The organism is Ruegeria sp. CDSC068, from assembly GCF_059610545.1.
This window is the reverse complement of the sequence record NZ_JBXWNV010000001.1, coordinates 317,947-342,257: the sequence shown is the minus strand read 5'-3', so window position 1 is coordinate 342,257 and position 24,311 is coordinate 317,947. Positions and strand designations below refer to the sequence as shown.

22 protein-coding genes are annotated in these 24,311 nt (G+C 53.6%); 8 read left to right on the top strand and 14 right to left on the bottom strand.

Going from position 1 to position 24,311, the window contains the following annotated elements; genetic code table 11:
- Positions 1 to 11 precede the first annotated feature (11 nt).
- Positions 12 to 581: a tetratricopeptide repeat protein gene (locus tag AC2FID_RS01610; protein ID WP_282168524.1), complete on the bottom strand. Its 570-nt coding sequence runs from the start codon at positions 579 to 581 to the stop codon at positions 12 to 14.
- Positions 582 to 650: 69 nt separating this feature from the next.
- Here AC2FID_RS01610 and AC2FID_RS01605 point away from each other — a divergent pair, with 69 nt between their 5' ends.
- From AC2FID_RS01605 to AC2FID_RS01595, 3 genes are all read left to right on the top strand, one after another.
- Positions 651 to 941: an SCP2 sterol-binding domain-containing protein gene (locus AC2FID_RS01605; protein ID WP_058273875.1), complete on the top strand. Its 291-nt coding sequence runs from the start codon at positions 651 to 653 to the stop codon at positions 939 to 941.
- Complete coding sequence (locus AC2FID_RS01600; RefSeq protein ID WP_496835093.1) at positions 941 to 1,918, top strand: alpha/beta fold hydrolase; 978 nt, start codon at positions 941 to 943, stop codon at positions 1,916 to 1,918. Before AC2FID_RS01605 ends, AC2FID_RS01600 begins: the two co-directional genes overlap by 1 nt.
- Positions 1,919 to 1,992: 74 nt before the next feature.
- Positions 1,993 to 3,813, top strand: coding sequence for a M3 family oligoendopeptidase (locus AC2FID_RS01595; RefSeq protein ID WP_496835092.1), 1,821 nt, complete (start codon positions 1,993 to 1,995; stop codon positions 3,811 to 3,813).
- Here the strand turns inward: AC2FID_RS01595 and AC2FID_RS01590 are convergent, their stop codons facing one another.
- Genes AC2FID_RS01590 through AC2FID_RS01580 form a run of 3 tightly spaced genes read right to left on the bottom strand, consistent with a single transcriptional unit; the run spans position 3,814 to position 6,017 of the window.
- Positions 3,814 to 4,701, bottom strand: coding sequence for a DMT family transporter (locus AC2FID_RS01590; protein ID WP_496835090.1), 888 nt, complete (start codon positions 4,699 to 4,701; stop codon positions 3,814 to 3,816).
- A 13-nt stretch (positions 4,702 to 4,714) separates the two neighbouring features.
- Positions 4,715 to 4,984: a DksA/TraR family C4-type zinc finger protein gene (locus AC2FID_RS01585; RefSeq protein WP_108858884.1), complete on the bottom strand. Its 270-nt coding sequence runs from the start codon at positions 4,982 to 4,984 to the stop codon at positions 4,715 to 4,717.
- Between the two features lie 58 nt (positions 4,985 to 5,042).
- Positions 5,043 to 6,017, bottom strand: a complete 975-nt coding sequence (locus AC2FID_RS01580; RefSeq protein WP_496835088.1) for a Gfo/Idh/MocA family protein — start codon at positions 6,015 to 6,017, stop codon at positions 5,043 to 5,045.
- 224 nt (positions 6,018 to 6,241) lie between these two features.
- On the opposite strand from AC2FID_RS01580, the gene AC2FID_RS01575 reads away from it, so the two are divergent.
- Entirely contained in the window at positions 6,242 to 7,312 is a 1,071-nt protein-coding gene (locus tag AC2FID_RS01575; RefSeq protein ID WP_496835087.1) for a fasciclin domain-containing protein, read from the top strand.
- 41 nt (positions 7,313 to 7,353) lie between these two features.
- Here the strand turns inward: AC2FID_RS01575 and rpoH are convergent, their stop codons facing one another.
- Together rpoH and AC2FID_RS01565 are read right to left on the bottom strand one after the other, a co-directional pair.
- Positions 7,354 to 8,250 carry an RNA polymerase sigma factor RpoH gene (gene rpoH, locus AC2FID_RS01570; protein WP_058273882.1) on the bottom strand — a complete coding sequence of 299 codons (897 nt, stop codon included), beginning with the start codon at positions 8,248 to 8,250 and terminating at the stop codon, positions 7,354 to 7,356.
- Positions 8,251 to 8,396: 146 nt separating this feature from the next.
- Positions 8,397 to 9,431 carry an RluA family pseudouridine synthase gene (locus AC2FID_RS01565; protein ID WP_496835084.1) on the bottom strand — a complete coding sequence of 345 codons (1,035 nt, stop codon included), beginning with the start codon at positions 9,429 to 9,431 and terminating at the stop codon, positions 8,397 to 8,399.
- Here AC2FID_RS01565 and AC2FID_RS01560 point away from each other — a divergent pair.
- Positions 9,430 to 9,735 (top strand): DUF6476 family protein, encoded by a 306-nt coding sequence (locus tag AC2FID_RS01560; protein WP_058277654.1) that lies wholly within the window; start codon positions 9,430 to 9,432, stop codon positions 9,733 to 9,735. The two genes, AC2FID_RS01565 and AC2FID_RS01560, sit on opposite strands and share 2 nt — an antisense overlap.
- 3 nt (positions 9,736 to 9,738) lie before the next feature.
- On the opposite strand, the gene AC2FID_RS01555 is transcribed toward AC2FID_RS01560, so the two are convergent.
- From AC2FID_RS01555 to AC2FID_RS01525, 7 genes are all read right to left on the bottom strand, one after another.
- On the bottom strand, positions 9,739 to 10,722 hold the full coding sequence (locus tag AC2FID_RS01555; protein WP_496835082.1) for a hypothetical protein: 984 nt from the start codon (positions 10,720 to 10,722) through the stop codon (positions 9,739 to 9,741).
- Positions 10,723 to 10,753: 31 nt separating this feature from the next.
- Positions 10,754 to 11,752, bottom strand: coding sequence for a glycosyltransferase family 2 protein (locus AC2FID_RS01550; protein WP_496753657.1), 999 nt, complete (start codon positions 11,750 to 11,752; stop codon positions 10,754 to 10,756).
- Positions 11,753 to 11,860: 108 nt separating this feature from the next.
- The gene (locus tag AC2FID_RS01545) at positions 11,861 to 13,690 is read right to left on the bottom strand and encodes a hypothetical protein (RefSeq protein WP_496835080.1); all 1,830 of its coding nucleotides are present in this window, start codon (positions 13,688 to 13,690) and stop codon (positions 11,861 to 11,863) included.
- 182 nt (positions 13,691 to 13,872) lie between these two features.
- Positions 13,873 to 14,817 (bottom strand): hypothetical protein, encoded by a 945-nt coding sequence (locus AC2FID_RS01540; protein WP_282168532.1) that lies wholly within the window; start codon positions 14,815 to 14,817, stop codon positions 13,873 to 13,875.
- 5 nt (positions 14,818 to 14,822) lie between these two features.
- Positions 14,823 to 15,806, bottom strand: coding sequence for a glycosyltransferase family 2 protein (locus tag AC2FID_RS01535; RefSeq protein WP_282168533.1), 984 nt, complete (start codon positions 15,804 to 15,806; stop codon positions 14,823 to 14,825).
- 286 nt (positions 15,807 to 16,092) lie between these two features.
- On the bottom strand, positions 16,093 to 16,620 hold the full coding sequence (locus tag AC2FID_RS01530; RefSeq protein WP_282168534.1) for a hypothetical protein: 528 nt from the start codon (positions 16,618 to 16,620) through the stop codon (positions 16,093 to 16,095).
- Between the two features lie 504 nt (positions 16,621 to 17,124).
- Entirely contained in the window at positions 17,125 to 18,066 is a 942-nt protein-coding gene (locus tag AC2FID_RS01525; protein ID WP_282168535.1) for a response regulator, read from the bottom strand.
- A gap of 557 nt (positions 18,067 to 18,623) precedes the next feature.
- Between AC2FID_RS01525 and AC2FID_RS01520 the strand changes: the two genes are divergently transcribed.
- Positions 18,624 to 19,364, top strand: coding sequence for an acyl-homoserine-lactone synthase (locus tag AC2FID_RS01520; RefSeq protein WP_496835077.1), 741 nt, complete (start codon positions 18,624 to 18,626; stop codon positions 19,362 to 19,364).
- 402 nt (positions 19,365 to 19,766) lie between these two features.
- Positions 19,767 to 20,900, top strand: coding sequence for a response regulator (locus tag AC2FID_RS01515; protein WP_282168537.1), 1,134 nt, complete (start codon positions 19,767 to 19,769; stop codon positions 20,898 to 20,900).
- Between the two features lie 66 nt (positions 20,901 to 20,966).
- Here the strand turns inward: AC2FID_RS01515 and AC2FID_RS01510 are convergent, their stop codons facing one another.
- On the bottom strand, positions 20,967 to 22,331 hold the full coding sequence (locus AC2FID_RS01510) for a cytochrome P450 (protein WP_282168538.1): 1,365 nt from the start codon (positions 22,329 to 22,331) through the stop codon (positions 20,967 to 20,969).
- A 269-nt stretch (positions 22,332 to 22,600) separates the two neighbouring features.
- On the opposite strand from AC2FID_RS01510, the gene AC2FID_RS01505 reads away from it, so the two are divergent.
- Positions 22,601 to 24,034: a sensor histidine kinase gene (locus AC2FID_RS01505; protein ID WP_282118703.1), complete on the top strand. Its 1,434-nt coding sequence runs from the start codon at positions 22,601 to 22,603 to the stop codon at positions 24,032 to 24,034.
- Positions 24,035 to 24,311 lie beyond the last annotated feature (277 nt).

Sequence of the window (24,311 nt, the reverse complement as noted above, 5' to 3'; positions counted from 1 at the left end):
GCCCCAGCTTGTTAGAGGGCCGAGCCCTCGACCCGGGGCTTCAGTCGATTCACGGCATTGGTTACTTCTTCGTGATGGGGATGTATAGCTAAAGCACGCTCATAAGCGTCCAGCGCTTTGTCGGGTCGATCGACGATCTCAAAAATCAGCCCCAATCCGTAGATAGCCTCGTAGTTGTTCGGGTTCAGCGTCAGGGCGTATTCCAGATCAGCCGCAGCCATACCGAAACGTTCGATCCCGAAAAAGGCCGATGCCCGCACGTGCCAGGCTTCGGCGAATTGCGGCGCGTGATCAGTCAGCGCAGTCAGATGCTGGATCGCGGCCAGCGAGTCGCCGTCCTCCAGCGCCTCGCGCCCGCGCTCAAGCAACAGATCCGCCGAGGCCGAGCCAGACTGTGCCCACAGCGCCTTGAGCTGACGATCTATGTTCATCGCCTGTTCGGGGGTTGCCTCCGACAGTTGCAGCAACAGCTGTTCTTCATCCTTTAAATCCGCCGTTTGGGCGAAAGAAGGAATGGAAAACGTGACTAGAAGCGCTGTTGCCGCGACGATACCTTTGAGATTGGTGCTTGCAATGCTCATAACAACGTTCAGTGTAGCGCTGCGCCCGCGGATGTCCATTCCCGGCGCACAAACATAGTGAGGAGAATCATGAGCGACACTCTGGAAAAAGCGGCAGCCGCGTTGAACGAAAAACTGTCTGGCGGCGATTTTACCGCGTCGGCAAAATTTGCCATCGCAGATCTGGGCTCAATCGTTCTGGACGCAAGCGGCGCGCGCGTCAGTGACGAAGAAACAGACGTCACCATGAACGCCGATGCGGATACGTTCGAACAAATACTCAGCGGTGAATTGAACCCCACCGGCGCGTTCATGTCAGGCAAGCTGACCGTGGACGGTGACATGGGCGTTGCCATGCAACTGGCATCGGCACTGGCCTGATGGACCTGTCGCCGGCCCCTTTCTTTGCAGACATGGCCGGCGTCCCCGCCGGTGGTCAGGCTCATTGGCTGAACACAGCGGACAACACACGCATTCGGGTGGGCCACTGGCTGCCCGAAGGCGATACCTGCGGCACGGTAATGATGTTTCCCGGCCGCACCGAATATATCGAAAAGTACGGCAATTGCGCGGCCGAGTTTACGGATCGCGGCTTTGCGTTTCTGGCTGTCGACTGGCGCGGCCAGGGCCTGGCCGACCGGTTACTGGATGACCCGCGCGTCGGGCATGTCGAGCAGTTCACGGACTATCAACAGGACGTTCAGGCCACGCTGGACCTGGCAACCGAACTGAACCTGCCGAAGCCTTGGTTCGTGATCGGACATTCCATGGGCGGGGCTATTGGTATGCGCGCGGCTTTGGAAAAGAACTGCTTTGCCGCCTGTGCCTTTACCGGGCCGATGTGGGGCATTTTCTTTACCCCGATCATGAAACCGCTCAGCCGTCTGACAGCCTATTGGGGGCCTAGGATCGGGTTGGGGGAAAAAACACCACCGACCACATCCTTGGAAAGCTATGTGGCCTCCCAACCGTTCGAGGGTAATGTACTGACCCGCGATCCGGACATGTTCCAGATGATGAAAGATCAACTGGCTGCACAGCCCGAGCTGGCGCTTGGCGCGCCTTCGACAATCTGGCTGCGCGAAGCGTTGGATGAATGCGTATGGTTGATGGACCAGACCGCACCGGATACGCCGTGTCTTACCTTTCTGGGCAGCCATGAACAGATTGTCGATCGCAAGGCTATCCGCGCCCGCATGGCGAACTGGCCCAGTGGCACTTTGGTCGAAATCCCGGATGGCGAGCACGAAGTTCTGATGGAAGCGCCCGACGTGCGCGGGCCGGTCTTTGACCAGTTGGCCGCTCATTTCAAAGCCGCGCAAACTGACGCGGTGCCGGAACCGGTTCTGTCTTCCTAAGTCCGATCACGCACCGCTTGTGATCCCCGTCTCGCGCGCCTAGATGTTGGCGAAAGCTATTATCGAGGTGATCCATGCGCGACCTTCCCTTTCCCGTCCGAGACGCAAATGCTGCCGGAGGTGCCGGCAATCTGGGCAACCTGCCGGAATGGGATCTGACCGATCTCTACACCTCAGAGGACGCGCCCGAACTGTCCCGCGATCTGGACTGGTTGGAAAAGGAATGCGCCTCGTTTGCCGAAGACTACGAGGGTAAGCTGGCTGATCTGGATGCTGCGGGTCTGCTGACCTGTGTCGAGCGCAATGAGAAGATCAATTCAATCGCCGGGCGCATCATGTCGTTTGCCGGCCTGCGCTACTACCAGCTGACCACAGATGCCGAGCGTGCCAAGTTCCTGTCCGACATGCAGGAAAAGATCACCATCTTCACCACCCCGCTGGTGTTCTTCACGCTTGAGATCAACCGCATCGACGATGATGTCCTGAAGGCGCATTTCGATGTGAATGCCGATCTGGCGCGGTACGAGCCTGTCTTCCGCCGAATCCGCGCGATGAAACCCTACCAACTATCTGACGAGCTTGAGAAATTCCTGCACGACCTCGGCGTTGTTGGCGACGCGTGGGAGCGTCTTTTTGACGAAACCATTGCCGGGCTGACTTTCACCGTAGATGGCGAAGAGCTAAACATTGAAGGCACCCTGAACTTTCTGACAGAGCAGGACCGCGCCAAACGCGAAGCAGCTGCGCGTGAGTTGGCCGCTGTGTTTCAGGACAACGTCAAAACCTTCGCTCGTGTCCACAACACACAGGCCAAGGAAAAGGAAATCGTAGATCGCTGGCGCAACATGCCGACCGCGCAAACCGGTCGCCACCTGTCCAATGACGTGGAACCCGAGGTCGTTGAGGCTCTGCGCGAGGCGGTTGTGGCCGCCTACCCCAAGCTCAGCCATCGCTACTACGAGCTGAAACGCAAATGGCTGAGCCTAGACAAAATGCAGGTTTGGGACCGCAACGCACCGCTGCCGATGGAAGACACGCGCATCGTTGATTGGGACGAAGCCGAGAAGACAGTGATGGACGCCTATACTGCCTTCGATCCCCGAATGGGTGAAATCGCAGCTCCGTTTTTCTCAAAGGGTTGGATCGACGCTGCGGTTAAACCCGGGAAGGCTCCGGGCGCGTTTGCGCATCCGACCGTCACCGAGGTTCATCCATACGTGATGCTCAACTATCTGGGCAAACCGCGCGACGTGATGACACTGGCGCATGAGTTGGGGCACGGCGTCCACCAGGTTCTGGCGGCCGATCAGGGCGAGATGCTGTCTTCTACCCCACTGACGCTGGCTGAAACGGCGTCGGTCTTTGGTGAAATGCTGACTTTCCGCAAGATGTTGGACAAGGCCGAAACTCCGGAACAGCGCAAGGTGCTGCTGGCCGGCAAGGTCGAGGATATGATTAACACGGTCGTACGTCAGATCGCCTTTTACGACTTTGAATGCAAGCTGCATGCGGCCCGCCGCGAGGGCGAGCTGACCCCGGACGATATCAACGCTTTGTGGATGAGCGTTCAGGCCGAAAGCCTTGGCCCGGCGTTCGAATACATGGACGGGTATGAGACCTTTTGGGCATATATCCCGCACTTCGTCCATTCACCGTTCTACGTCTACGCCTATGCGTTCGGTGACGGTTTGGTGAACGCGCTATACTCGGTCTACGAAAGCGGTGCGGATGGGTTCGAGGACAAGTATTTCGAGATGCTGCGTGCAGGCGGGTCCAAACACCACAAGGAACTGCTGGCGCCGTTCGGATTGGATGCAAGCGATCCCAAATTCTGGGACAAGGGTCTGTCGATGATTTCCGGCTTTATCGACGAGCTGGAAGCGATGGAAAACTAGTCACTTCTGGTTTTTGGTCGTCAGGAAAATGGCGACCACAATCAACACAGCCCCCAGGGCCGCGACCGGCGTGATTGCGGCCCCCAGAAACAGGGCTGAGTTGATGAACGTAAACACCACGGATGCGGCGAACATCAAGGTCGCAGTCAACGTCGAAACCCGCGCGGCGGCCTCGTACCAGAGGTAGTAGGCCAAAGCGGTTGGTAGCACCCCCAACAAAATCAGGAACACGACATCGTTGGCCGTTGGTATTTGCAGTGAAAATGCGGCCAGCGGGACCAAAAGCACACCCGAGCACAAGAATATCCCAAATAGGAAGTTCAGACGTTCTCCGGTCGTTTCAGAATTTCGCATCGCCCGGCTGCTCGAGATTAGGAAAACCGCCCAGCTTAGGCCTGCTCCGATTTCAAGCAAGTCTCCGAACAGGGGCTCTCCACCGCCTTGGAAATCCTGATAAACCGTTAGGAACACGCCGAAAATCGCCAATCCCGTGGCAAGTACGTCTGAGCGCGTAACGGGCGTGTCGGCAAAAAAGTACAGGAACATAAGAACAAAGAACGGCGCCGTGTTCTCAAGAACCATGGCATTGGCTGCACCGGTATGTTCAAGCCCGATGTGGAACAGGATGTAGTTGACCACAGTGGACAGAACGGCCAGCCGAAAGTTCCAGTCATTCAACCGGATTGAAACAGCGACCCGCATCACGCGCAGCATGCAATAGATGGCGATGGCTGCGATGAACAGGCGCGTTACCGCAATTTGCAGCCCTCCCAGATCGCTGGTCAGGTAGCGGACTATGACGCTGTGCGTGCCCCACAGGAAAGCCGCAAGAAACCCAAGAACCAGCCCGTTTTGCAAGAGTGGCTGCTTCTCTTTGGTGTCGGGCATCCTTGTGCCCCGCTTACTTCAACTGACTGTCTTTAGAACCGCGCCGATTGATGCCGGAACGGCCCTTGAAGGCCCCGTCCCGATCCTGCTGGCAATCCAGGCAGAGTTTAACACCGGGAATGGCAGCTCGCCGCTTTTCTGGAATCGGCTCTTCACATTCGGCGCAATGGGTCCGGCTTTCCCCGACAGGCCGCTTTTGCGCCTGCATCCGGGCCAGCTCGTCCGTAATGGACGCCTCAATCTGTTCACTCACCGCGCCGTCACGCGCCCAGCCGCCTGCCATGGTCTCCCTCCTGATCAGGTGACAGCCAGATTAGTCCAGCCGAGCGCTGCGTGGCAAGTCAGAGGGCGACCGCGCCTTCAAACACCCTGTCAATCATTGCTTGCGTTCCACGCGAGAATTCCAGCGGGCATGGGTAGTCAGCCCCGTCGCGGACTGACTGGCAAAACGCCTCGACCTGAAGCTTGTAGTGATCGTCGCCAGGGAACCGCGTGACCTGAACCTCAAGACCCGGACGATGCAGTTCCACCCGTGCCTCACCAAAAACACGCGCATTGAAAGGCGCGGTCAGGCGGATCACGCCACCCTCGCCATGGAACACCATTTCCTGATGCGGGTGCATACGGATCGAGACGTAGCTGGAATAGGTAAAATCGGGGAATTGCGCGCGTATCTCGGTGAAGGCATCAATGCCGTCTTCCCAGCGGATCGCGGATTGCACCGAAACCGGTTCTTGGCCAGTGGCGAATCGGGCGCTTCCAATCACGTAGACGCCGATATCGCGCAGCCCACCCCCGCCGGTTTCCGCTCGGTTTCGGATGTTGCTGGTGTCCGCCCGATTGTCAAAGCTGAACGCGCCGGTCACATGCACAAGCTTTCCGATCGCCCCGTCCGCGATCAGTTGCCGCACGAACTGCCACTGCGGGTGGTGCACGATCATGTATGCCTCGGCCGCCAGTAAACCGGTTTGATCGCGCTTTTCGATCAGGGCATCAAACTCGGGCGCGGACATGGTTATCGGCTTTTCACACAGAACATGCTTACCCGCGTCCAGTGCCCTGAGGCTCCATTCAACGTGTAGATGGTTGGGCAGCGGGATATAGACCGCGTCGATCTTGGGATCGGCCAAAATGGCGTCATAGCTGCCATAAACCGTCAGATCAGGGCAGTACTGCTGGAACGGCTCAGCCTTGGCTGCGTCTGACGTGGCAAGACCTGCCAACCGGGCCCCGTCCGCCGCGTGAATTGCCGGCGCCATGAACTGTCGTGCGAATTTTGCGGCGCCCAGAACGCCCCATTGAACAGGTTGCTGCATACCGCCGCCTCATCCTTTGTTAGCTTGTGCCGTCTCTATCAGGGAATCGCTTTAAAGTCAGGGGGTTCGTGGTGTTTTCCGCCCATTAACGCACGCAAACCTGAGAATTTCTTGATCCGTTTCATTGTCTGCGCCGTAGCAACTATGTCACCGGGTAGTCGGCATTGTCCGCTCAAATCACCCGGGATTGATGTTGTGACCAACTGGGTGGGAGATTGCCAGACATGCCAACACCGACAGAGACAATTACCGGAACCGTGTTGATGAGCGGAGCCGTCGGCTCGTTCGATGACAACAACGGAGATTTTGACATCCTGCGCGAGGCCGTTGTTGCCGCCGGCCTTGCTGGAGCACTGGATGACCCCGAGGCCAGCCTTACGGTATTCGCCCCGACCGACGCCGCCTTTATCGGACTTGCCCAGGCATTGGGCTATGCGGGTTCGGACGAAGCAGGCGCGTTGGGGCACATCGTCAAGGCGCTGACCCTGTTGGGCGGAGGGGATCCCATCCCCCTGCTGACAGAGGTTCTGAAATACCACGTTGTGAACGGGGAATTCGACCTGGCTACCGTTGCCGGCTTGGGCGACGGCGCGCAGATCGAAACGTTGCAGGGTTCGTCAGTTGAATTGAACCTTCAAAGCGCCCCACCAAGTCTGGGCGATGCGGATGACGGCATCGCCGATCCGGGTATCATCCAAACCGATATTGAAGCCACAAACGGGATCATTCACGCCCTAAACGGAGTCCTTCTGCCCGTATCGGTTACGGACATTCTGGGCCAGAAGAACACTGATTTCATCCTTGGCGACGACTCGGACGAGTTCTACTTTACTGGGCGTGGTCAGGACTTTGTTCATGGTGGTGGCGGAAATGATGTCATCAATACCGGCCGAGGCAATGATGTGGCACTTGGAGGCGCTGGACACGACGTGATCTTTGGCGGTCGTGGCAAAGACATTCTGCGCGGTGATGAAGGCGAAGATACGATATTCGGCGGCAGAGGGGCCGATGTGATCGACGGTGGAGCCGATGATGACATCATGTTCGGTGGACGTGGCAAAGACATGTTTGTCATTGAAAACGGGGATGGCGATGATTGGATCGTCGACTTCCGGGTCGGCAAGGACAAGATTGACTTGTCCGGCTACGAAGGCATCGCCGGGTTCGAAGATATCGAAGATGATATATCGGGTGGCTTCTTCCAGACCACGATCGATCTAGGTGACGGGAACAGTATTGTCCTGGCGGGTGTTGGGGCCGGACATCTGACCGAAGACAGCTTTATCTTCGTCTAAAGAAAATCAGCCCGCCATTGTGGCGGGCTGAACCAATTGGGTCAGACAGTACCCAGCATGCCCTTTTCACGGGCGAGTTCGCGCATCTTTTTCTGCAGCTTCTCGAAGGCACGAACCTCGATCTGTCGAATGCGCTCGCGGCTGACATTGTACTGCGTGCTGAGCTCTTCCAGCGTGACGGGCTGATCCATCAGACGGCGCTGAGTCAAGATGTCCTTTTCCCGGTCATTCAGGACATCCAGCGCAGCCGCCAGAAGCTCGCGGCGGGCGTCAAGCTCGTCGCGAGCTTCGTAATCGCCGGCCTGATCTGCATCTTCGTCCTCAAGCCAGTCCTGCCATTGCATGGTGCCTTCGCCTTCGGACCCGACGGTCGCGTTCAGCGAGGCATCACCACCAGACATCCGGCGATTCATGCTGATGACTTCAGCTTCGGTCACGCCCAGATCAGTAGCGATCCGCTTGACGTTTTCAGGACGCAGGTCGCCTTCTTCCAGTGCACCGATACGGGCTTTGGCTTTGCGAAGGTTAAAGAACAGCTTTTTCTGTGCCGATGTCGTGCCCAGCTTGACCATCGACCACGACCGCAGAACGTATTCCTGGATCGAGGCACGAATCCACCACATTGCATAGGTCGCCAGACGGAAACCTTTTTCCGGATCAAACTTTTTGACCGCCTGCATCAGACCCACGTTAGCCTCGGAAATCACCTCGGCCTGTGGTAGGCCATAGCCGCGATAGCCCATAGCGATCTTGGCCGCCAATCGCAGGTGCGACGTGACCATCTTATGTGCAGCTTCAGTGTCTTGCTCTTCGACCCAGCGCTTGGCGAGCATGTACTCTTCTTCCGGCTCAAGCAGCGGAAATTTGCGAATTTCCTGCATATAGCGGTTCAGGCCGCCCTCGGGCGTCGGCGCGGGGAGATTTGCGTAATTTGCCATGATTCATGTCCCTCCGACAAATGTTTACTTCGTTAACATGGGATATGGGAATAAGTCCCGATCCATTCAAGAGGTACCGTTAACAGTTTGAAATTAACGATTGATAAAGGAAAGCTAAGAACGCGTTACTCACGTATGTTTGCGCATTATGTCAGCGGCGCGCGCAGTTGTTCAATCAGAAATTCCATATCTTTTGGCAAATCGGCCTCAAACCGAAGGTTTTCGCCTGTCACAGGGTGCTCAAAGCCTAAAACTGCTGCATGCAGCGCCTGTCGCGAAAAACTGCGCACAGCCTCAGCAGCGGCCGGGTTGAAGGCTTTCGCCGCAAGCTTGCGTTTACCCCCATACACCGGATCGCCAACCAGCCCATGCCCGGCATGGGCCATATGGACACGGATCTGGTGCGTTCGGCCGGTTTCCAGCCAACATTCAATCAGCGCGATGCCTGCCGGGTTGCCAAATGTCTCGACCAACCGCGCCCGCGTCACTGCATGCCGACCACCGTGGAAAAGAACCGCTTGTTTCTGCCGGTCGTTTTTGTGCCGCGCCAATTGCGTGGTCAGGCGCATGATATTGCCCGGTTCGAAGCTGACACCCTTGATGCCGCGCAAACGTGGGTCATTCGCATCCGGTACGCCGTAGCAAATCGCGCGGTAATAGCGTTCAACGCTATGCGCCTCGAACTGCGCCGCCAGGCCGTGATGGGCCGCGTCAGACTTGGCGACCACCAGCAAGCCACTGGTTTCTTTGTCGATGCGGTGCACGATGCCAGGGCGTTTGACGCCCCCCACACCTGACAGGTCCTCGCCACAATGATGCAGCAACGCATTGACCAGCGTTCCGTTGGGCGAGCCCGGCGCAGGGTGAACGACCATGCCTGCCGGTTTGTTGATGACGATCAGGTCCGCGTCCTCATAGACGACGTTCAGCGGGATATCTTCTGGACCGATGTGGCTTTCTTCGGCTTCGGCGACGGAGATCAACACCAAGGCACCTTCGGCCACCTTGGCCTTTGGGTCCCGAACTTCGACACCGTCAATGGTCACCTCGCCGTTTTCGATCAGACGGGTCAGGCGGGTGCGCGACAGGTTTTCATCCGCTGGTACATCCCGTGAAAGCGCCTTATCAAGGCGTGGCGGCGGATCGGCCGCGATCTGAAATTCAATCTGGCGGGTGCCCATGACTGTCCCTTCCGAACCCCAAGAACCGCAGGAAACACCGCAGCTTCGCTTGCTGCGGCGCATGGTCATGCTGCTGACCGCGGTGATGATTGGCGGGGTTCTAGTGACATTCGCACTGATTGTCATCCGACTATCGGACAGAACCCCTACCCTGCCCGATCAAATCGAACTGCCGGACGGGGCCAAAGCTCAGGCCGTGACCATCGGCAGCAACTGGTACGCGGTCGTGACCGATGACAACCGCATCCTAATTTTTGACAAGACGACCGGAAAACAGCGTCAGGAAATCGCCGTTCAGGAATAACGATCAGACGTCCAAAGCCAACCGAAACACAATCTCAGAGGCTTTACGCAAAGCCTCATACTCTTCGGGCGTATCCCGGCGAAACATCTTGTCCTCATCGCTTAGTTTTGTCGGGGTGAACAGTTCGGGCCGGTCGGGAAAGAACTCTTGCTGAAAGGCGGTATCCTGCTTGGCCACGAATTCGTCTAGCCAAGCGCGCTCATCGGGTTCCAGCACATCATTCCGGCGCACCATGACAGGATCATCGACAAATATCCGGCGTAACTGGCGGCTCTTCTTACGCCCCAGCGCACGGGAGATGACACCAAAAGCTTCGCTCGCCGCGCGGGATTGCGACGGGTTGGACACGGCTCCTGCTGAAACTTCCTCAGCCAATGGCGTACCGATCCGAGACAGGAAGTCATCGACGACATTCCCCCGCACCATGCCCGCGCGTTCGTATAAAAGCGGAGCAACGGTGACGCCGGGAAAGGCAGCGCGGATTTCGGCCAGCTTGGCAGAAAAGCTCAACCGTTCCGGGTGATTGCGGATAAGATCAAGTTGCTGGCGGATGTACTCTGTCCCGCCGTTGGAAAGCCGCCCTGCCTTGGCCCGCTGTTTGTAATCAGCCTCGAAGAAATCGGAATACCGGCGGCAATAATAAGTGATCGTCAACGCACGCGAGGGGATATCAGCAAAAACCTCGGCCAGCCGATTCAGATTGCAGCCATAGAACATCTCGGAAGAGACAACACAGGTCTTATCCGCATGGGTGTCATATTCGGTGGTCATCGCGGACCGAAACGGATCCATCGGATCAGCGCTTTGGTTGATGTGAAAGGCGACAATGTTGTGACTTATGGCGAGCCGACTACTACCTTCCAGCCTGCGCCGGCCTGTTTCCATATAGTGCAGGTCGATTTCGTCCATCACCGCATGGTTTCGGCGCAAAAACCCCTGCAAGGCAGTTGTGCCCGTTTTGGGCATCCCCATATGCAGCCAAAGCATTTCTCAGCTCCTGTCCCCGAACCGTTTCGTATTACGCCTGCTGATTGGCCGTGAAACCTGCGGTCATCTGCTGCATGAGGTCCTGCATCTCGGGCAGGTCACGCAATTGCGCGATCTGTTGGCGGTGAAGATCGCAAGACGCATGATGAAGACGCGCAACCTCGGGGTCAGAGAGCATTTCGTAATAGAAACCACGTTTGCGATCCAAAACCACGTCTATCGAGGTATTCGTCTCGGCGTTCTGGTTCATCATGTTCCAGTATTCCAGACCAAGGCTTTCCCCCAAATGGTGGGCCCGACCGCGCATCTTTTTGACCAGATAGCTTTCACAGGACTTCAGTGCGTAATGGTTGACCTGCACGAACTCATACCCGACCGAGTCACGGGCCGATCGCCAGCTTTTTTCATAGTATCGTTCAGGCATCAGTTGGCCTGATCCGTTGTACCAATGACATTCTTCGATGGTTTCAACGGTCGGCTTTTTGGGGCGGTGAACACCCAACCCATCCCAAATCTCCCGCTGAAACATGGTCTTGAAGCCCCATGCCTGCGGCGGCCGGTAAGTCTGTTCACGGGCAGCCTGTCGGAACTGATCCGACAAAAACCGGTCTTCATACCGCACAACGCCTGCGTTTCCGAACAACCGCCACGTCATTGAGATCGTCTTGGCGTCCGGAATGGCATCGGACAAAGCCCGCAGCGTATGATCACCGGTCTTTACGTTGATATGTTCGTCGGCGTCGATCACCACGACCCAATCCTGCGGGCGTGCGACTTCCATCTTCAGAAAAGTCCTATAGGCCCGTTTTTGAGGACTGGTCTTGCGACGCGAGTTGTTGTCGACGTGGATCAGAATGCCCTTTTCATCCAACCGTTGCAGCAAGGCATCGGTACCATCGGTGCAGTCATTGGTCATCACGACCATCTGGTCGATACCAATCGCACGGTTATGGGCCACCCACTCTAGCACGAACGGGCCTTCGTTCTTCATCGGAGTGACACTGATATATCGAGGGTCCTGATCGGTCATGATTGACTGCCCTGTTCGTTGTTTTTGCCCGGAACTAATCGGGATCATTCTGAATTTGCCGGTAAATTACGTTGAATTAGTGGAACTACCAAGGGGAAATCCGGTCAATTACCCACCTGCCCGTTTAAGTTGGTTCGAGAACCGCTTGAGTTTGGGGCAAAGGTCACGCGCCCGGGACAGGTATTTTCGGGCTTTGGCCTTTTCTCCCCTTTGAAGCAGCACCTGACCTGCTGCGCCTTGAATTGCAGCAGTATTGTCATCTAAATCGGCGGCTTGAATGATCTGGTTTTGGCCCTGCTCGACAGCTCCAGTTTCCTCAAGGAATTGCCCCATGGCAAATACCAGAAACGGGTTGTCCGGATCACATGCAAGAGAGCTCGCCATAGCCAAACGGCCATTCGCGTTATCACCTGCTATCTGATAAAGCTCGGCAAGCCGCTTCAAATAGAAACTACTGTCCGGAAAATGAGACGTAGTCTTTCGGGCAAGATCAATAACTTCATGCAAAGTTCTTTCGCCCAATCTAAACTCAATAAGGGATAGGAGGCTCTGATAACCAGGCTCTTCTGGTGAAAGCTGCGATTCCGGGGGCAAATGAGTCGAGTTCAATAGCCCATCAAGTAGCAAGGAAAGGCGCTCATGATTCGATGCAAGCCGACGCGCGCGTTGATCAATCGCCAAATGGTGCCAATCCAGCAATACAAGATCCAAATTGCATGGTAATCGCCCTAACACTTTTCGTTGTGCAACATGCGAATTGTAGTTGAACCATGGGCGTCTAGTGGCCTTCAGCACTCTCCAATCCAAAGGCGGAAACGCTCGATAGGAAATTTGATCCCTATAGATCAATCTCGACCCGAAAATAATGACATCCGGCCTCATGGGCTTGGCCCAAAACGCGCGACTAAAAGTCAGAGCAGCAGCCCAACGTTTTTTTTGCCCTCCTAATATGCCCGCGCGTAGTGCCGTTCCAACAGCATGATCTTCCGGCCAGATTCCGGGATTTTCCAACGCCTGTTCAGTTAACTCAAGAGCTTCGGGCCTCTGCTTTAGATAGAAGCAGTTAAGCGCCTGTAGCAAAGGTAGAAAAGCGTTGTCCGCACCAGCTTCCAGGACAGGTTTTACTAGTTCCTTCGCCTCTGCAGCGCGATCTCCAGCACCGAGTGCGTGCATGGCAAAAGACGCCTTGGAATAGACATGGGCTGCTTCGGAGGGGTTCAAGAACCCTTCGGGTCCGGAGCGAAGTCGTTCTATCATGCCTTCGTTGGCTCTGTTGACCTCCTCCTCGGTCAGGACCTCACGGAAAACTTTGCGTTGTTGTCCTGATATCCGTGCGGCGGCCATCGAAAACGCTGAAATAAACGGCGCGATTACCTGCTCCGCGCGCGACATCGTGTAGAGTTCCAGAAAATCCCGTTTTGCACGTGTCATTCCTGACACATCTGCAACGTCAGACATTTGCATCAACTTTGGAAACTTTGACTGAAACCGGGCAATCAGTTCCGGCTGGTCCGAGAACATAATGGCCCCTTTATCGGTGTTCTTCGCCAGATGTGCCTCATACAGTTCTTCGGGTTCGATCTTTGCGGGCCAGGTCGTGTGCTTCCACGGCAACCCATTCAAAATATCACCGCGGCGGATGTGATAGGCAGAAACACCCTGCCCTGACAGCCTGGCATCCGCGCAATCCATAATTTCGCGTATTTCTTCCGTGAACCCGACCCGGTGAATGAAGTCGCGATACCTTGGCCGGATGGTCTCGACGTCCTCCCACGGGAAGGCCAGCACCTCGAAACCTTCCTCGACCAACACCGACCGCCCGGCGATGAGATGGGCAATCAGGCGGTCGGGCGAGGTGTCGCTCTGGAAGGACCAGATCGGCAAGGCATTCTGCGAAAGAGCTCCGAACTCCTTAGGACTAAGGAAATGTTCATCCATCCAATCCTGCGCGAACAACTCTTGTGGGTGGTCAAGTTCGGGCGCGTCCGCGCCCTGCGGGAACCAATTCACCCGGTAGGTCGTGCCGAAATCTTCGGCCAGCCGGATGCAAGTCAGCATCATCAGCAACCGCGCGCCCATGCGGTCCTTGCGCTGACCGACAAACACACCTTTGGCGGCGCTCACGAGGCGTCCCTTTCCTTCTCGGCCATGGCCTGCCGGCGCAGTCGGCGGAACCGCTGCCGGGCTTTTGCCGCCAAGTCAGGGTGCCGCTCGGCGCCTATTGCCTCAATCCCCCGAATATACATAGGCAGGCGACGTCGGGCGCGCATCATCTTGTAATACCCAACCGTATCCAGTGAGCCGTCCATCGCCCCCAGCATCACGGGCTTGAGGATATCCAGCTTGCGCAGCATGGGCGCCGCGAAATGGTTTGAAAACCAGGTCTTGAGCAACATCACGTTGTCGCCCTGCAGACGCTGAACCTGCTGCCGGTCCAAATCAAAGAATGGGTCGTAAAAGACGTAGGCCTTACCAGCTGTCTGAACAGTTTGAGCCGCATCGCTCATCGGCAAATCCCAATCCTGTACGCGGCCGAACCTATAGCGGGTTTCCCAAGGCACCAGCCGTTCATCCAATGTTGTCTGAGGGTTGAACGCGATCACATGCGCGCCGGGTACATGCGCCGAAAAGGTCAGTGCCCCAAAGCCGCCCATCGATGCGCCTGCAAAAACCACCTGATCGAACCGGTCAAAGAACCCCTCGGCGACCTTGTTTTCGAAATAGGAAATGATCTCGGGGTCGCGATACCATGCCTTGGTGCGCGCGAAGACGCCCATGTGGGACCAGCCTTCGTCGCGAAAGAATTTCCAGCCCCACGGCTCGCGCGCGAAGGACAGGTCATTGGCGTTGGCGATATTGTCGAAGCTGACCACCAGACGCTTCGGGTAGCGTTGATGGAACAGGATCGAGTGGCGTTCCAGCTTTTGAAAGTACCCAATGCCGTCGCCGCCGGGGTACAGCTCGACAAACCAAGGTGGAGCGGGATCCGTCAGGATACGCTCATACCCTGTCTTGCGATCAGGGTGTTCCGGTTTCAGCTGCTCTTTCGATAGGTCTTCGGCCATAATGATCAAATCAGGTTATCGGCGAGCCAGACGCGAAACTCTACCCATTCCGGGCGCATCTTGATTTCGGACACTTTGGCTCGGTGCCATTCGCAGGCCTGCGCGTGCAATTCGTTCAACTCTTCATCCGCCTTCAGTTCGGCCAGCAGAGGTGCGGCGCGGCGTGCGGCAGGCAAGATGGATTGGTCGGCCTCTTTGTTGGCATTCATGTCCTGCCAGTAGGCTTGGCCCTGATCCACCTTGATGTGGTTTGTGCGTCCCCGGTCGCGCTTGACCAGAAACCCGTCCATGGACCGGACTGAATAGTGGTGGATGCGTCCCAAGGAATGGTCGAACCCGCGCCACGCCCGCCAACCGACTTTATCGGCTGGAAACAGCTTTCCGCCAGCATCTGACCAAGCGATGTCAGGCGCTACCTCCTCGTCAAACCCCTTTGGGCGATGCGGACCAAACCGGGTGAACTTGCCATTATTTCGGAACAGCGTTTTCAGCCCAAAAGCGCGGCTTGAATGATAGGAGAACTCTTGATCCCCCATCGAGAAAACCTCGGTCACCGGTCTGTCTTCGAAACTGATGTTTCCCGAACTTCCAAACAACTTCCACGCAAAAGATATCGCATCGACCGGCTGCCCTGCTTTTTGCTCGACCTCGGCAATAAGGTCATGAAATCCGTTGTCGCCGCAGCGGATATTCCAAAACTCATCTACATCCAGACACAGCAGCCAGTCGGCCTCTTTGACCTTGGGTTGGCGGCGCGCGCGGCGCAGCATCTGGTGCTGGGGATTGCCTCCTTCTTTCACTTCATTGCTGACATGCGTGGCCAAGCCAAGCTCTTGCAACCTTGCAGCAATTTTGTCCGTTCCGTCATCACAGTCGTTGGTGAAAATCACAAAATGGTCGACGCCCAGTGTTTTGTGGAACGCAACCCATTCCAACATATACGGGCCTTCGTTCTTCATCGTTGTGAACACGGTGATGGACTGAGACATATTACCCTTCCCAAATAGTCTTGCCCCACTCATACACATCCCAATCCACGTGGGCGAGACAGGAAATAGTGAAGTGGTCATTCCAACGCAAACTGGTGCAACTCTACACGACAAAGGCGCTGAAATTCGTGTGTTTCGGGAGTATAATGGTGCGGTCGAGAAGCATCTGGCGATTTCGAACTAGCTTCTCAGACCCAATATTTTTATGAGCAAAACGCCCTTCTTTAGCCATCAGGTTTCCCCAAATGTGTGCTGTGCAAGGAGGTATTGTGTGTTGTGGAGGCTGTCAATCGGCTCCGGTTTTTTCGTCCAGATAGTTATGGCACACGCTTTGCGCATGCAGAGGGTTTTCTGCTTCACGCCGTGCCGCTGCCTCCGCATGGCGAAGTTCCTGCTCTTTATCAATTCGAACTAATTCGGCAGCATACCGTTCCGGGCCGATATCCGCCATTTCGGAAATCCAGAGTTCTTGGTCCTTGTCTTTTAGCGAGGGAAGGTATGCCTCTGGGTTGTCTTGTTTAAGTAACGCTGGTTCAACTTCCTCTTGTTTGTTTACCATGCTAAGTGACCTGAACGTGGCTGGCATCCCGACGAAGGACAATACAGCGAAGCTAAAACCTCTATGGCCCAGCTTGAGCCTAGGCAGCGGCTTGATCAGCGCAAACCCCGGCACAAGCAACAGCAATAAGCCCGTGACGAAACCTAACTCAGGCGATACGACAGCCAAAAATACTGACCCGATTAACAGGGCAATTACTATACCAATGCCGTTTACTAATTTCATATTTTTCAATACCTTAACTGCTGCACTCAAAACTGAACCCTCATACAAAACTGTGCCAAGAAGTTGGAGAGTTCGAAAATTCCGCAGAACTCTTGGGATTATTTGAGAACCTGAGGGTGACCCAAATATTGGTAGTGGTCACGCGGCAAACCGAAGGACCAAATTGGAGGAATTGCCGTCAGCGGCCCAACCCACTTCGCTTGGGTTTACAGAGCAAGGCGCAGAAACAAATGAGCGCATCTTGGGTGTGAAGCCATAGAAAGATAAGAGTTTACCATTCAGGGAATGAAAGAAAGGCGGGGATACCAGATCTTGCATCAAGTCAGACCCCGAGAAAAGGCTGACGGGTTCTTTCTCCGAATTGTTGCTCCCGGATGGGCGCTAGGATCGAGCAAAGTAGGGCAAATGCACACAGTTTGACCGCCCTATGAATGAGCGCGTAGCTTTACTTCACCCCCCCAAAAAACTTAGGGCGTTTTAACCTGCTCTTTCCACCAGTATCTGGTCATAATCACCATCCATGTGTGCAGTTTTTCAACCGATATTCGCCGCTCGACCTTCCGACATTTCAGCCATTTCGACGGCCTTGTCTATCAAGAACAACGCCTCCATCTTGGTTTTGGCTTTTAGCATAACTTCTTCGCTCACCTGGAAGCCAATTGGCGGGTCTGAAGTGGCATCACCGGAAATATCTTTCAATGCTTCCGGAAGCGGAGCACCCAACTGGTCCAATCTCAAGTTAATTTGATTGTCGTAGATCACCAAGAACACCCCATTTCCCCAATAGGTCGCCGCTTTACGCCCTTCCTGGTTAGCTGACAGAACCGCTGTGCCAGCTAAAGTCATGGCACTACGGAATTCACTGACCGTGCTCGTCTTATAGATTTGTTCGGCGCCTGTGCATTTAACCGCTACAAGTTTTGCAGCCATGGAGTGCATCGTTGAAAGCTGAATTACGTAGTTCTCAAATTCAGCTAACCCAATGAATCCGGGTAATTCTCCGAAACATTGCGGATCACTTAAGCGAACGTCCGGACTATTGTCAAAACACAACTCAAAATCCGCTTCAGCTTCGAGCACCTCGATTGCGGCTCTGCGTTCCGCTGCCATCCTATACGCGTCGGACAACCTCTGCTTCAGATCAGAGAACTCAAAAGGCTTTGTAACGTAGTCTGTGGCCCCAACTCCGAATGCCTCGTCGATGTACTCTTTTTGCACCATGGCGGTCACCATGATAATGGGCGTGTACGTGTGTTCCGGTAGTTTTCGCACTTCTTCGCAAAGAGTAATGCCGTTCATTTGCGGCATCTGCACATCCAGTAGCAAGCAGTCGAACGCTTCGTTAGGTCTCGACAGTATTTCAATGGCCTCCCGCCCACTTCTGGCGGTGACGACATCTTTATAACCGAACGCGTCCAGAACTTTATCTAGCAACTCCAGGATGCTCGGATCGTCGTCTACAGCAAGTATACGCATAACTTTTCACCAACCTTTTGCACCTCACCAAACGTTGGGCATTGCAGACTTAAGGCAACGTTTGGCTGGCGCATAAAACACTCAGGGTTTCTTCATCCTCTCTTACGAAGGCGGCAAAACGGTGACATAAGGCAGGCTTCCTTATGTCTGTGCATTTTTTTTAATTTGCACAATATTTTCCGCGCGAGTGCGCATATTGAAAAGTAAATCCCTCCAATTCTTGATGCCATTTTGATTTTGCTCCTATCAGCCGTCACGGCTACCTCGAAACATTATCGGAAAGCGAGACGGCGCCTGATCCATCGTGAATTCGAAAGGAATACGCAAAAGAAGCTGTCTTTTTTCAAAATGTTGCCAGACGCGAGGGAATAAATGAAGCCTGCGGGAGAAAATAACAGCCAAGAACTATCTAAAGTTTTTGGTCAGTCAGTAAACTCAACCAAAGGGAGGGAGGAGATTTAGACACACCTATCCATCTATTCGGACAACTACCGCATAGGGTTGTGGACTTGCTGAGCTGAATCTTGCCATAAGTGTGTCAAAAATATGAGTAAAATATGGACAGACCACTCAGGTATAAGCAGACATACCCGCTCCCGGAGGGGTTTCCGGAACTGACACCTGCTAACGGGACTTCAGGCGCACCAAATGCTTTAGCGCGACTAGAAATTTTTGCTGTCAAAAACAGTCCGCCAACGTCACGTGGTGACATTGGCAATATTCGCGCGACTACACTTAATTTTCGCAATATTTACGAGTATGGCACCCTGCTGGCAAAATACCTTGAAACCAGAAAGTCAATTTTCATTGACCAGTTAAAGTGGCAAGTCGGTGAAGCTGACGGGATGGAATTCGACCAATACGACACGCCAGCCTGTCGATGGATTGTGTTGCATGAATTCGGTGAAGTTTTAGGAGGTGTGCGACTTCTACCCACGACTGCAAAATGCGGCGTATATAGTTATATGCTGCGCGACGCGCAAAGAGGTATCCTTAAAGGAATACCATCTGACGTTTTATTTATGGACGCCCCGGTAAAGCACTCTGTTTGGGAAGCATCCCGTTTCTTCGTGGCAAAGGATGTTGCATCGTCACGCAGGCTGCTGGTTCAACAGGAGTTGTTTCACCAGATGACTACTGTCGCGATGGAAGGTGGTGCGACCAGCATACTGGGCATCGTCCCCTCAGTCTGGGCACGGTGGTCACGGCGACTGGGCATCAATGCCTCGCCTGTCGGCGCAAAGTTTTCCATCGATGGCACCGTCAGTCAGTCGGTTTTGTTCAACATCCATAAGTAAATGGAACCACTCAGCCACTAGGGCGTCTTTTGTACTCTTGGACGCTCGGCGCAGATTTCTTAGCAACTATGATTGATTTTCAGACTATTGGGAAACCGCGGCTGTTTTGCATGTTAGTGGGGTTTCCAGAATTGATGTTTGAACTTCCAACCGTGGTTCAATTCCGTAGTTTTGCGATCTTAGACTGCTCTTAGGCACGAACAAATTGCCAAAAAAAAATGTTAAGAGAATGCGACGGTAGTTCACAACAATAACTGGCAACTCGTCGTTGAAGCCGCTGGCGCCAAATAAAGGTCAAGAAAAAACCCCTTTCTACGACGATTTTCTCCATTTTTGCCGCTGTTTCGACCCACTCGCCTCATAAGTTTAACCCGTTATGAGGATATCGGTGGTTCACCAGTTATGAGACATTCCACATTCGTAAGTGATCGGTTCCAAAAAAAGTTGGAGCTTCGAGCACAAAGAAAGACCGCGCTTGCTGTTCTGGCGGTTGATGATGATCCTGACATTCTGAAATTGCTCCAATCAGCACTTCCTGAACTCGAAAACTGCAAAGTGGTTGCCGCCAGTTCAGCTGATGAAGCGCTTCGGCAGATAGAAGCAGCGGAATCCCCATTCGACTGTCTGCTTGTTGACATTCAGATGCCCGGAACCTCTGGGATAGAGTTGCTTTCGCAAATCCGAAACTTGCCGGACAATCTGGAAACACCTGTTATAATGTTAACTGCTCTAGATGACAGGCAGAACATCGAGAGGGCATTTTTAGAAGGCGCATTTGATTACATAACTAAGCCCTTCGACTTCTTCGAATTGCGCAGCCGTATGAACGCCGCCCATCTTCTAATGATGGAGAGAAAGAAAACACAATCCTCTTCAGCGTCGATAGAAAGTCTTCGTAGTGAACTGGATTTTAATCAGAAATTCAGTTTTGAAGACCCCCTGTCTATCGACGAGCAGGAACAATGCTTGGGGTATGTCGAGTTCGACAACTATGTGGAGCAGCTTTCACGGGGGCGCCGATTTGACTCTTGGGTTACAGCAATCAAATTTCGCGATGCGGGGTACCACTTTGATCTGAGGGAATTTGGAGATTTTCGGCGCGCTGTTTCCGACATTGGATTTTGCATTCAAAAGACAACACAGGCCGCCGGAGGAATCTATTCCTATCGAGGGAGTGGCGTTTTTCTCGTTATTACACATGGACGGGAACGCACCCTGAATATTCCAACCGAAGCTTTTCTAAACCAGGAACTAAGGACCGTTCTCAGTAACCGATGCGCCTCTGTCCATCTTAAGGTGGTGAACAGTACACCGGTGTCGCTTCGTTCAATTACAAAGGTTGGAGCATTCGCATCTTTGGACACGGCTGTTAAAATGGTGAATCTTCGTGAGACCAATCTCAGAAAGGGCCTTGTTGCGACCTGCCCCTCGATTTCAAAGCACACGCCGCATCGCAAAGAAATGGCCAACAATAGATTGTTTGATACCGTCCTGCGTGAAATGTACGGCGATGACACTTACCTCACTCGCCGGTAGCAAGCTTTGTCTTTGGCAAAGGCCGACCTCGAACAGAAGTCGAGCACTAGGGTTTAGATATTAACTTTAGTCGCGAACCCGTTCGGCATTGAGGATGAGTGGGCCACTGGTACGCATGGTGAACGTCAAAACTGGTTCCGGTATTTCTGACTCAGTAGTCGAAAAATTTATTCTACGGAGCACCGAAGCCATAAGCACCATGATCTCAGTTTCAGCGTACTGAGCGCCAATGCAGATTCTGGGACCATCTCCGAACGGAATGTACTGACCTCGAGGCAGTGTAGATCCCAGGAACCGTTCCGGCCGATAGTCGTTGGGAGCATCCCATAATTTTTCATTTCTGTGCAAAGAGTAAACTGGGAAAAACAACGCATCGCCATTTTCAATCTTTACCCCTTTAATTTCAAGGTCCGCAGCTGCGTCTCTGGCAAAAAACGCGGCGGAGGGATAAAGCCGCAGCGTCTCTTTAACATGCGCGCGCAAGAGTGGCATTGTCTCCAGGTCCGAGAATTCCAATAGGCCTTCTGGGCGAACAGATCGAATTTCTTGTCTAACTCTTGCTTGCATATCTTGGTGCAAGGCAAGCAGATAATATCCCCAGGCCAATGCGTTAGCGGAAGTTTCATGACCAGCGACGACAAAGGTCAAAAGGTTGTCAACAGTTGTCGCTTCATCTTCGAAATCGGTTTTCAACGCCTCAATCATGAAATCGAGGAAGTCCAATGGCTCGCTACGGCCTTCGGCCCGACGCTGATCTATTACCCGTCTGGCGAGGTCTCGCATATTGGTAACCGGGGCCAAGCTGCGTAGCCAATTTTTCCGCGGCAACCACTTTGGCAAACCCATTAAATCGAAAAGGGACAGATCAGAAATGTACTCGAAATACTTGATCAGCCCCACTCGTACCTGCTCTGAACTGACTTCCTTATTACCTGAAAAAATCACTCTAGAAATATTCGTCAATGTTGATGCAGGCGCAATTTGTGCAATATCCACTGGGCCTTCGTGATCCGCCAATGAGTCTGCAATCTCGACACCAGTCTCTGCAAAATGTCGAGCCAGAACCGGGAGGTTTCTGGCGGCGAACAATGGAGAATACCTTCGCCTCTGCTGACGCCATTTTTCCCCTTCTGAGAGTATTAAACCGTTGCCAACAGCCGATCCAATAATGTCTTTGGTGAACTTGGCTTTGGGAAACGAACGGCCCTGGCCGACGAGTAATTCGGTTACCATTTCAGGATCGCAGATATAGTGTATGTTCAAAGGTCCACGAACATAAGTTTCACGCAGAGTTTCTGCCGGGATGACTTCAAACATGTTGCGGCCAGCTGACCTTGCAAACTGAAGCAGTGTCACCGGCTTTGTCGCAAGCCTAGCGGTAACAGGAGCGACAGTACCCTGCCTCAACTTCGTAATTTCAACTGCAGTCAAGCCCCAACCCTTTTAGAATTATTCCTTCTTTCGGACACATTAAGGTGAAAAAATTCCCACTTAGCAACGAGATCCTCGATTTTGGGTACCCCGCTCTGCAATTGTGCAAAAAATTTGCGGCCTCCTATACCAAAAACTTGCGTGAATCGCCCAACAATCGCGGTAGGCTTCAAAGGATTGGCGCCAAACTGTGAACCCAATTTGGACCAACTAAGTCCTCATTATGCCGGTATTGGTACTTTCCAAGCGCGAAAAACGAAGACATTTGGATGACAGCCACCGACGCTAATCTGCCGGACCGGGATTCCGGTGAAACGGAAAACCGGCTTCTGCAAAACATCATAGATTATACTGCCATGAGCTTTGCGCTTCTGTGGCAGCGGCAGGCTATTTATCTGGCCACGACCATTTTGACTGCGTTCTTCTTCGATCCCTTTAACGCCATGCTGTTCTATGGGACGATCCTCATTTGTGAAGTGCAAGATTTATTGCTGGCCAAACGCGTACCGCGCTTAAAGCCAGACCAGCACAAAGCAATAGGTATGATGGTTGTTTGGATTCTGTTGAACACGGTCCTGAGCTCAGCCGCAATCTGCCTGTACGCAGTTTCAGTTGCTTTCGCACAGCCCGCCGGTGGTCACTTTACGCCAATGTTCTTCTTGTTTGCTGCGGCGTTGTTTGCAGCAATGAACAACCATCAGTTTCTGTGGGCGATGATTGTCCGTTTGGCCATGTACGGCGTTTCGTTCATGTTGATTGTCGTCAAGGATATCTGGATCGAACGCCCCGAGCTTTCTTCTGAACTCTGGCTGCACTTCTTCACCGTTATCTTTGTAATGTATTTTCTGATCGACTGTTCGATGGTGTTTCTGAAGCTCTACCGCAGGAATTTGGAGCAACTCGAAAAGCTCAAAGCAGAGCACGAAAGAACAAAAGCGGCCTACATTGCAAAGACTCAGTTCATATCGACAGTCAGCCATGAGCTGCGTACGCCTCTTACATCGATCAAGGGGTCACTTGACCTAATCAACACAGGCGCATTGGGTGAAGTTCCAGATTCAATGCAAAGCCTAATACACTTAGCGTGCAAAAACAGCGAACGGCTAGCATCACTTATCAATGATGTGCTGGACATACAAAAAATGGAGGCCGGTGAAATGAACTACCGTGAAGGAACTATTGATGTACATACGCTGGTTCAGGAAGCGATTTCCGTTAACACCGGGTACACCAGTGCTCACAACGTAGGAATTGTGGAGGACATAAGGGGAAACAAAGATCTGTTCGTTAAAGGTGATGCGTCCCGCCTGCTTCAAGTGTTGGCCAACATGATCTCCAACGCAGCCAAATTTTCCCTTGATGGAGGCGAGATAACCGTCGGATGCGAAAAAGTCCGTGGGAAGATTCGCCTCTTCGTCAAAGACCACGGCATAGGGATACCCGAGGGGTGCCAGGACAAAGTCTTCGATCGCTTTTCACAGATTGACTCTTCCGATGAACGTCACGCAGGCGGTACAGGGCTCGGGATGCACATTTCAAAGGAAATTGTGGAGCATTTTGGAGGAGAAATAGACTACAGAAGCAAACTTGGTGAAGGCACAGAGTTTTTTATAATGCTTCCCGCCATAAGCGGGCATGAAGTAGGTGCCGCCGGAGACGAGCAGACCTCACTACCCTGCGCCATGCAATCCAAGCAACATTAGCGGAATCCTACTGAGCAATTTCGATGGCACATCACCGTACTACTTCGAAGCAATCCCATGGTTCCAGAGCGGATTTTCCGTGGTATAGTTAACCCTAAAATCATAAGACCTCGTGGCACACTCGAAACCGCCTGTGGTGAAAAGAGGGAGTCTGCGTAATGCCAATGCAACCCCAAAAAGAAAATGCTGTTCCGATCATGCGATCGGAACAGCAAACTCGTTACTAAGTACATTTCCTAAGATGCGGTAGATTCACAACTTTCGGCAAAAAGGCCTC

Excerpts from the sequence above, each read along its gene's own strand:
- AC2FID_RS01610 (WP_282168524.1), bottom strand. The coding sequence starts at position 581 with ATGAGCATTGCAAGCACCAATCTCAAAGGTATCGTCGCGGCAACAGCG.
- AC2FID_RS01605 (WP_058273875.1), top strand. The coding sequence starts at position 651 with ATGAGCGACACTCTGGAAAAAGCGGCAGCCGCGTTGAACGAAAAACTG.
- AC2FID_RS01600 (WP_496835093.1), top strand. The coding sequence starts at position 941 with ATGGACCTGTCGCCGGCCCCTTTCTTTGCAGACATGGCCGGCGTCCCC.
- AC2FID_RS01595 (WP_496835092.1), top strand. The coding sequence starts at position 1,993 with ATGCGCGACCTTCCCTTTCCCGTCCGAGACGCAAATGCTGCCGGAGGT.
- AC2FID_RS01590 (WP_496835090.1), bottom strand. The coding sequence starts at position 4,701 with ATGCCCGACACCAAAGAGAAGCAGCCACTCTTGCAAAACGGGCTGGTT.
- AC2FID_RS01585 (WP_108858884.1), bottom strand. The coding sequence starts at position 4,984 with ATGGCAGGCGGCTGGGCGCGTGACGGCGCGGTGAGTGAACAGATTGAG.
- AC2FID_RS01580 (WP_496835088.1), bottom strand. The coding sequence starts at position 6,017 with ATGCAGCAACCTGTTCAATGGGGCGTTCTGGGCGCCGCAAAATTCGCA.
- AC2FID_RS01575 (WP_496835087.1), top strand. The coding sequence starts at position 6,242 with ATGCCAACACCGACAGAGACAATTACCGGAACCGTGTTGATGAGCGGA.
- rpoH (WP_058273882.1), bottom strand. The coding sequence starts at position 8,250 with ATGGCAAATTACGCAAATCTCCCCGCGCCGACGCCCGAGGGCGGCCTG.
- AC2FID_RS01560 (WP_058277654.1), top strand. The coding sequence starts at position 9,430 with ATGACTGTCCCTTCCGAACCCCAAGAACCGCAGGAAACACCGCAGCTT.
- AC2FID_RS01565 (WP_496835084.1), bottom strand. The coding sequence starts at position 9,431 with ATGGGCACCCGCCAGATTGAATTTCAGATCGCGGCCGATCCGCCGCCA.
- AC2FID_RS01555 (WP_496835082.1), bottom strand. The coding sequence starts at position 10,722 with ATGCTTTGGCTGCATATGGGGATGCCCAAAACGGGCACAACTGCCTTG.
- AC2FID_RS01550 (WP_496753657.1), bottom strand. The coding sequence starts at position 11,752 with ATGACCGATCAGGACCCTCGATATATCAGTGTCACTCCGATGAAGAAC.
- AC2FID_RS01545 (WP_496835080.1), bottom strand. The coding sequence starts at position 13,690 with ATGGATGAACATTTCCTTAGTCCTAAGGAGTTCGGAGCTCTTTCGCAG.
- AC2FID_RS01540 (WP_282168532.1), bottom strand. The coding sequence starts at position 14,817 with ATGGCCGAAGACCTATCGAAAGAGCAGCTGAAACCGGAACACCCTGAT.
- AC2FID_RS01535 (WP_282168533.1), bottom strand. The coding sequence starts at position 15,806 with ATGTCTCAGTCCATCACCGTGTTCACAACGATGAAGAACGAAGGCCCG.
- AC2FID_RS01525 (WP_282168535.1), bottom strand. The coding sequence starts at position 18,066 with ATGCGTATACTTGCTGTAGACGACGATCCGAGCATCCTGGAGTTGCTA.
- AC2FID_RS01520 (WP_496835077.1), top strand. The coding sequence starts at position 18,624 with ATGGACAGACCACTCAGGTATAAGCAGACATACCCGCTCCCGGAGGGG.
- AC2FID_RS01515 (WP_282168537.1), top strand. The coding sequence starts at position 19,767 with ATGAGACATTCCACATTCGTAAGTGATCGGTTCCAAAAAAAGTTGGAG.
- AC2FID_RS01505 (WP_282118703.1), top strand. The coding sequence starts at position 22,601 with ATGACAGCCACCGACGCTAATCTGCCGGACCGGGATTCCGGTGAAACG.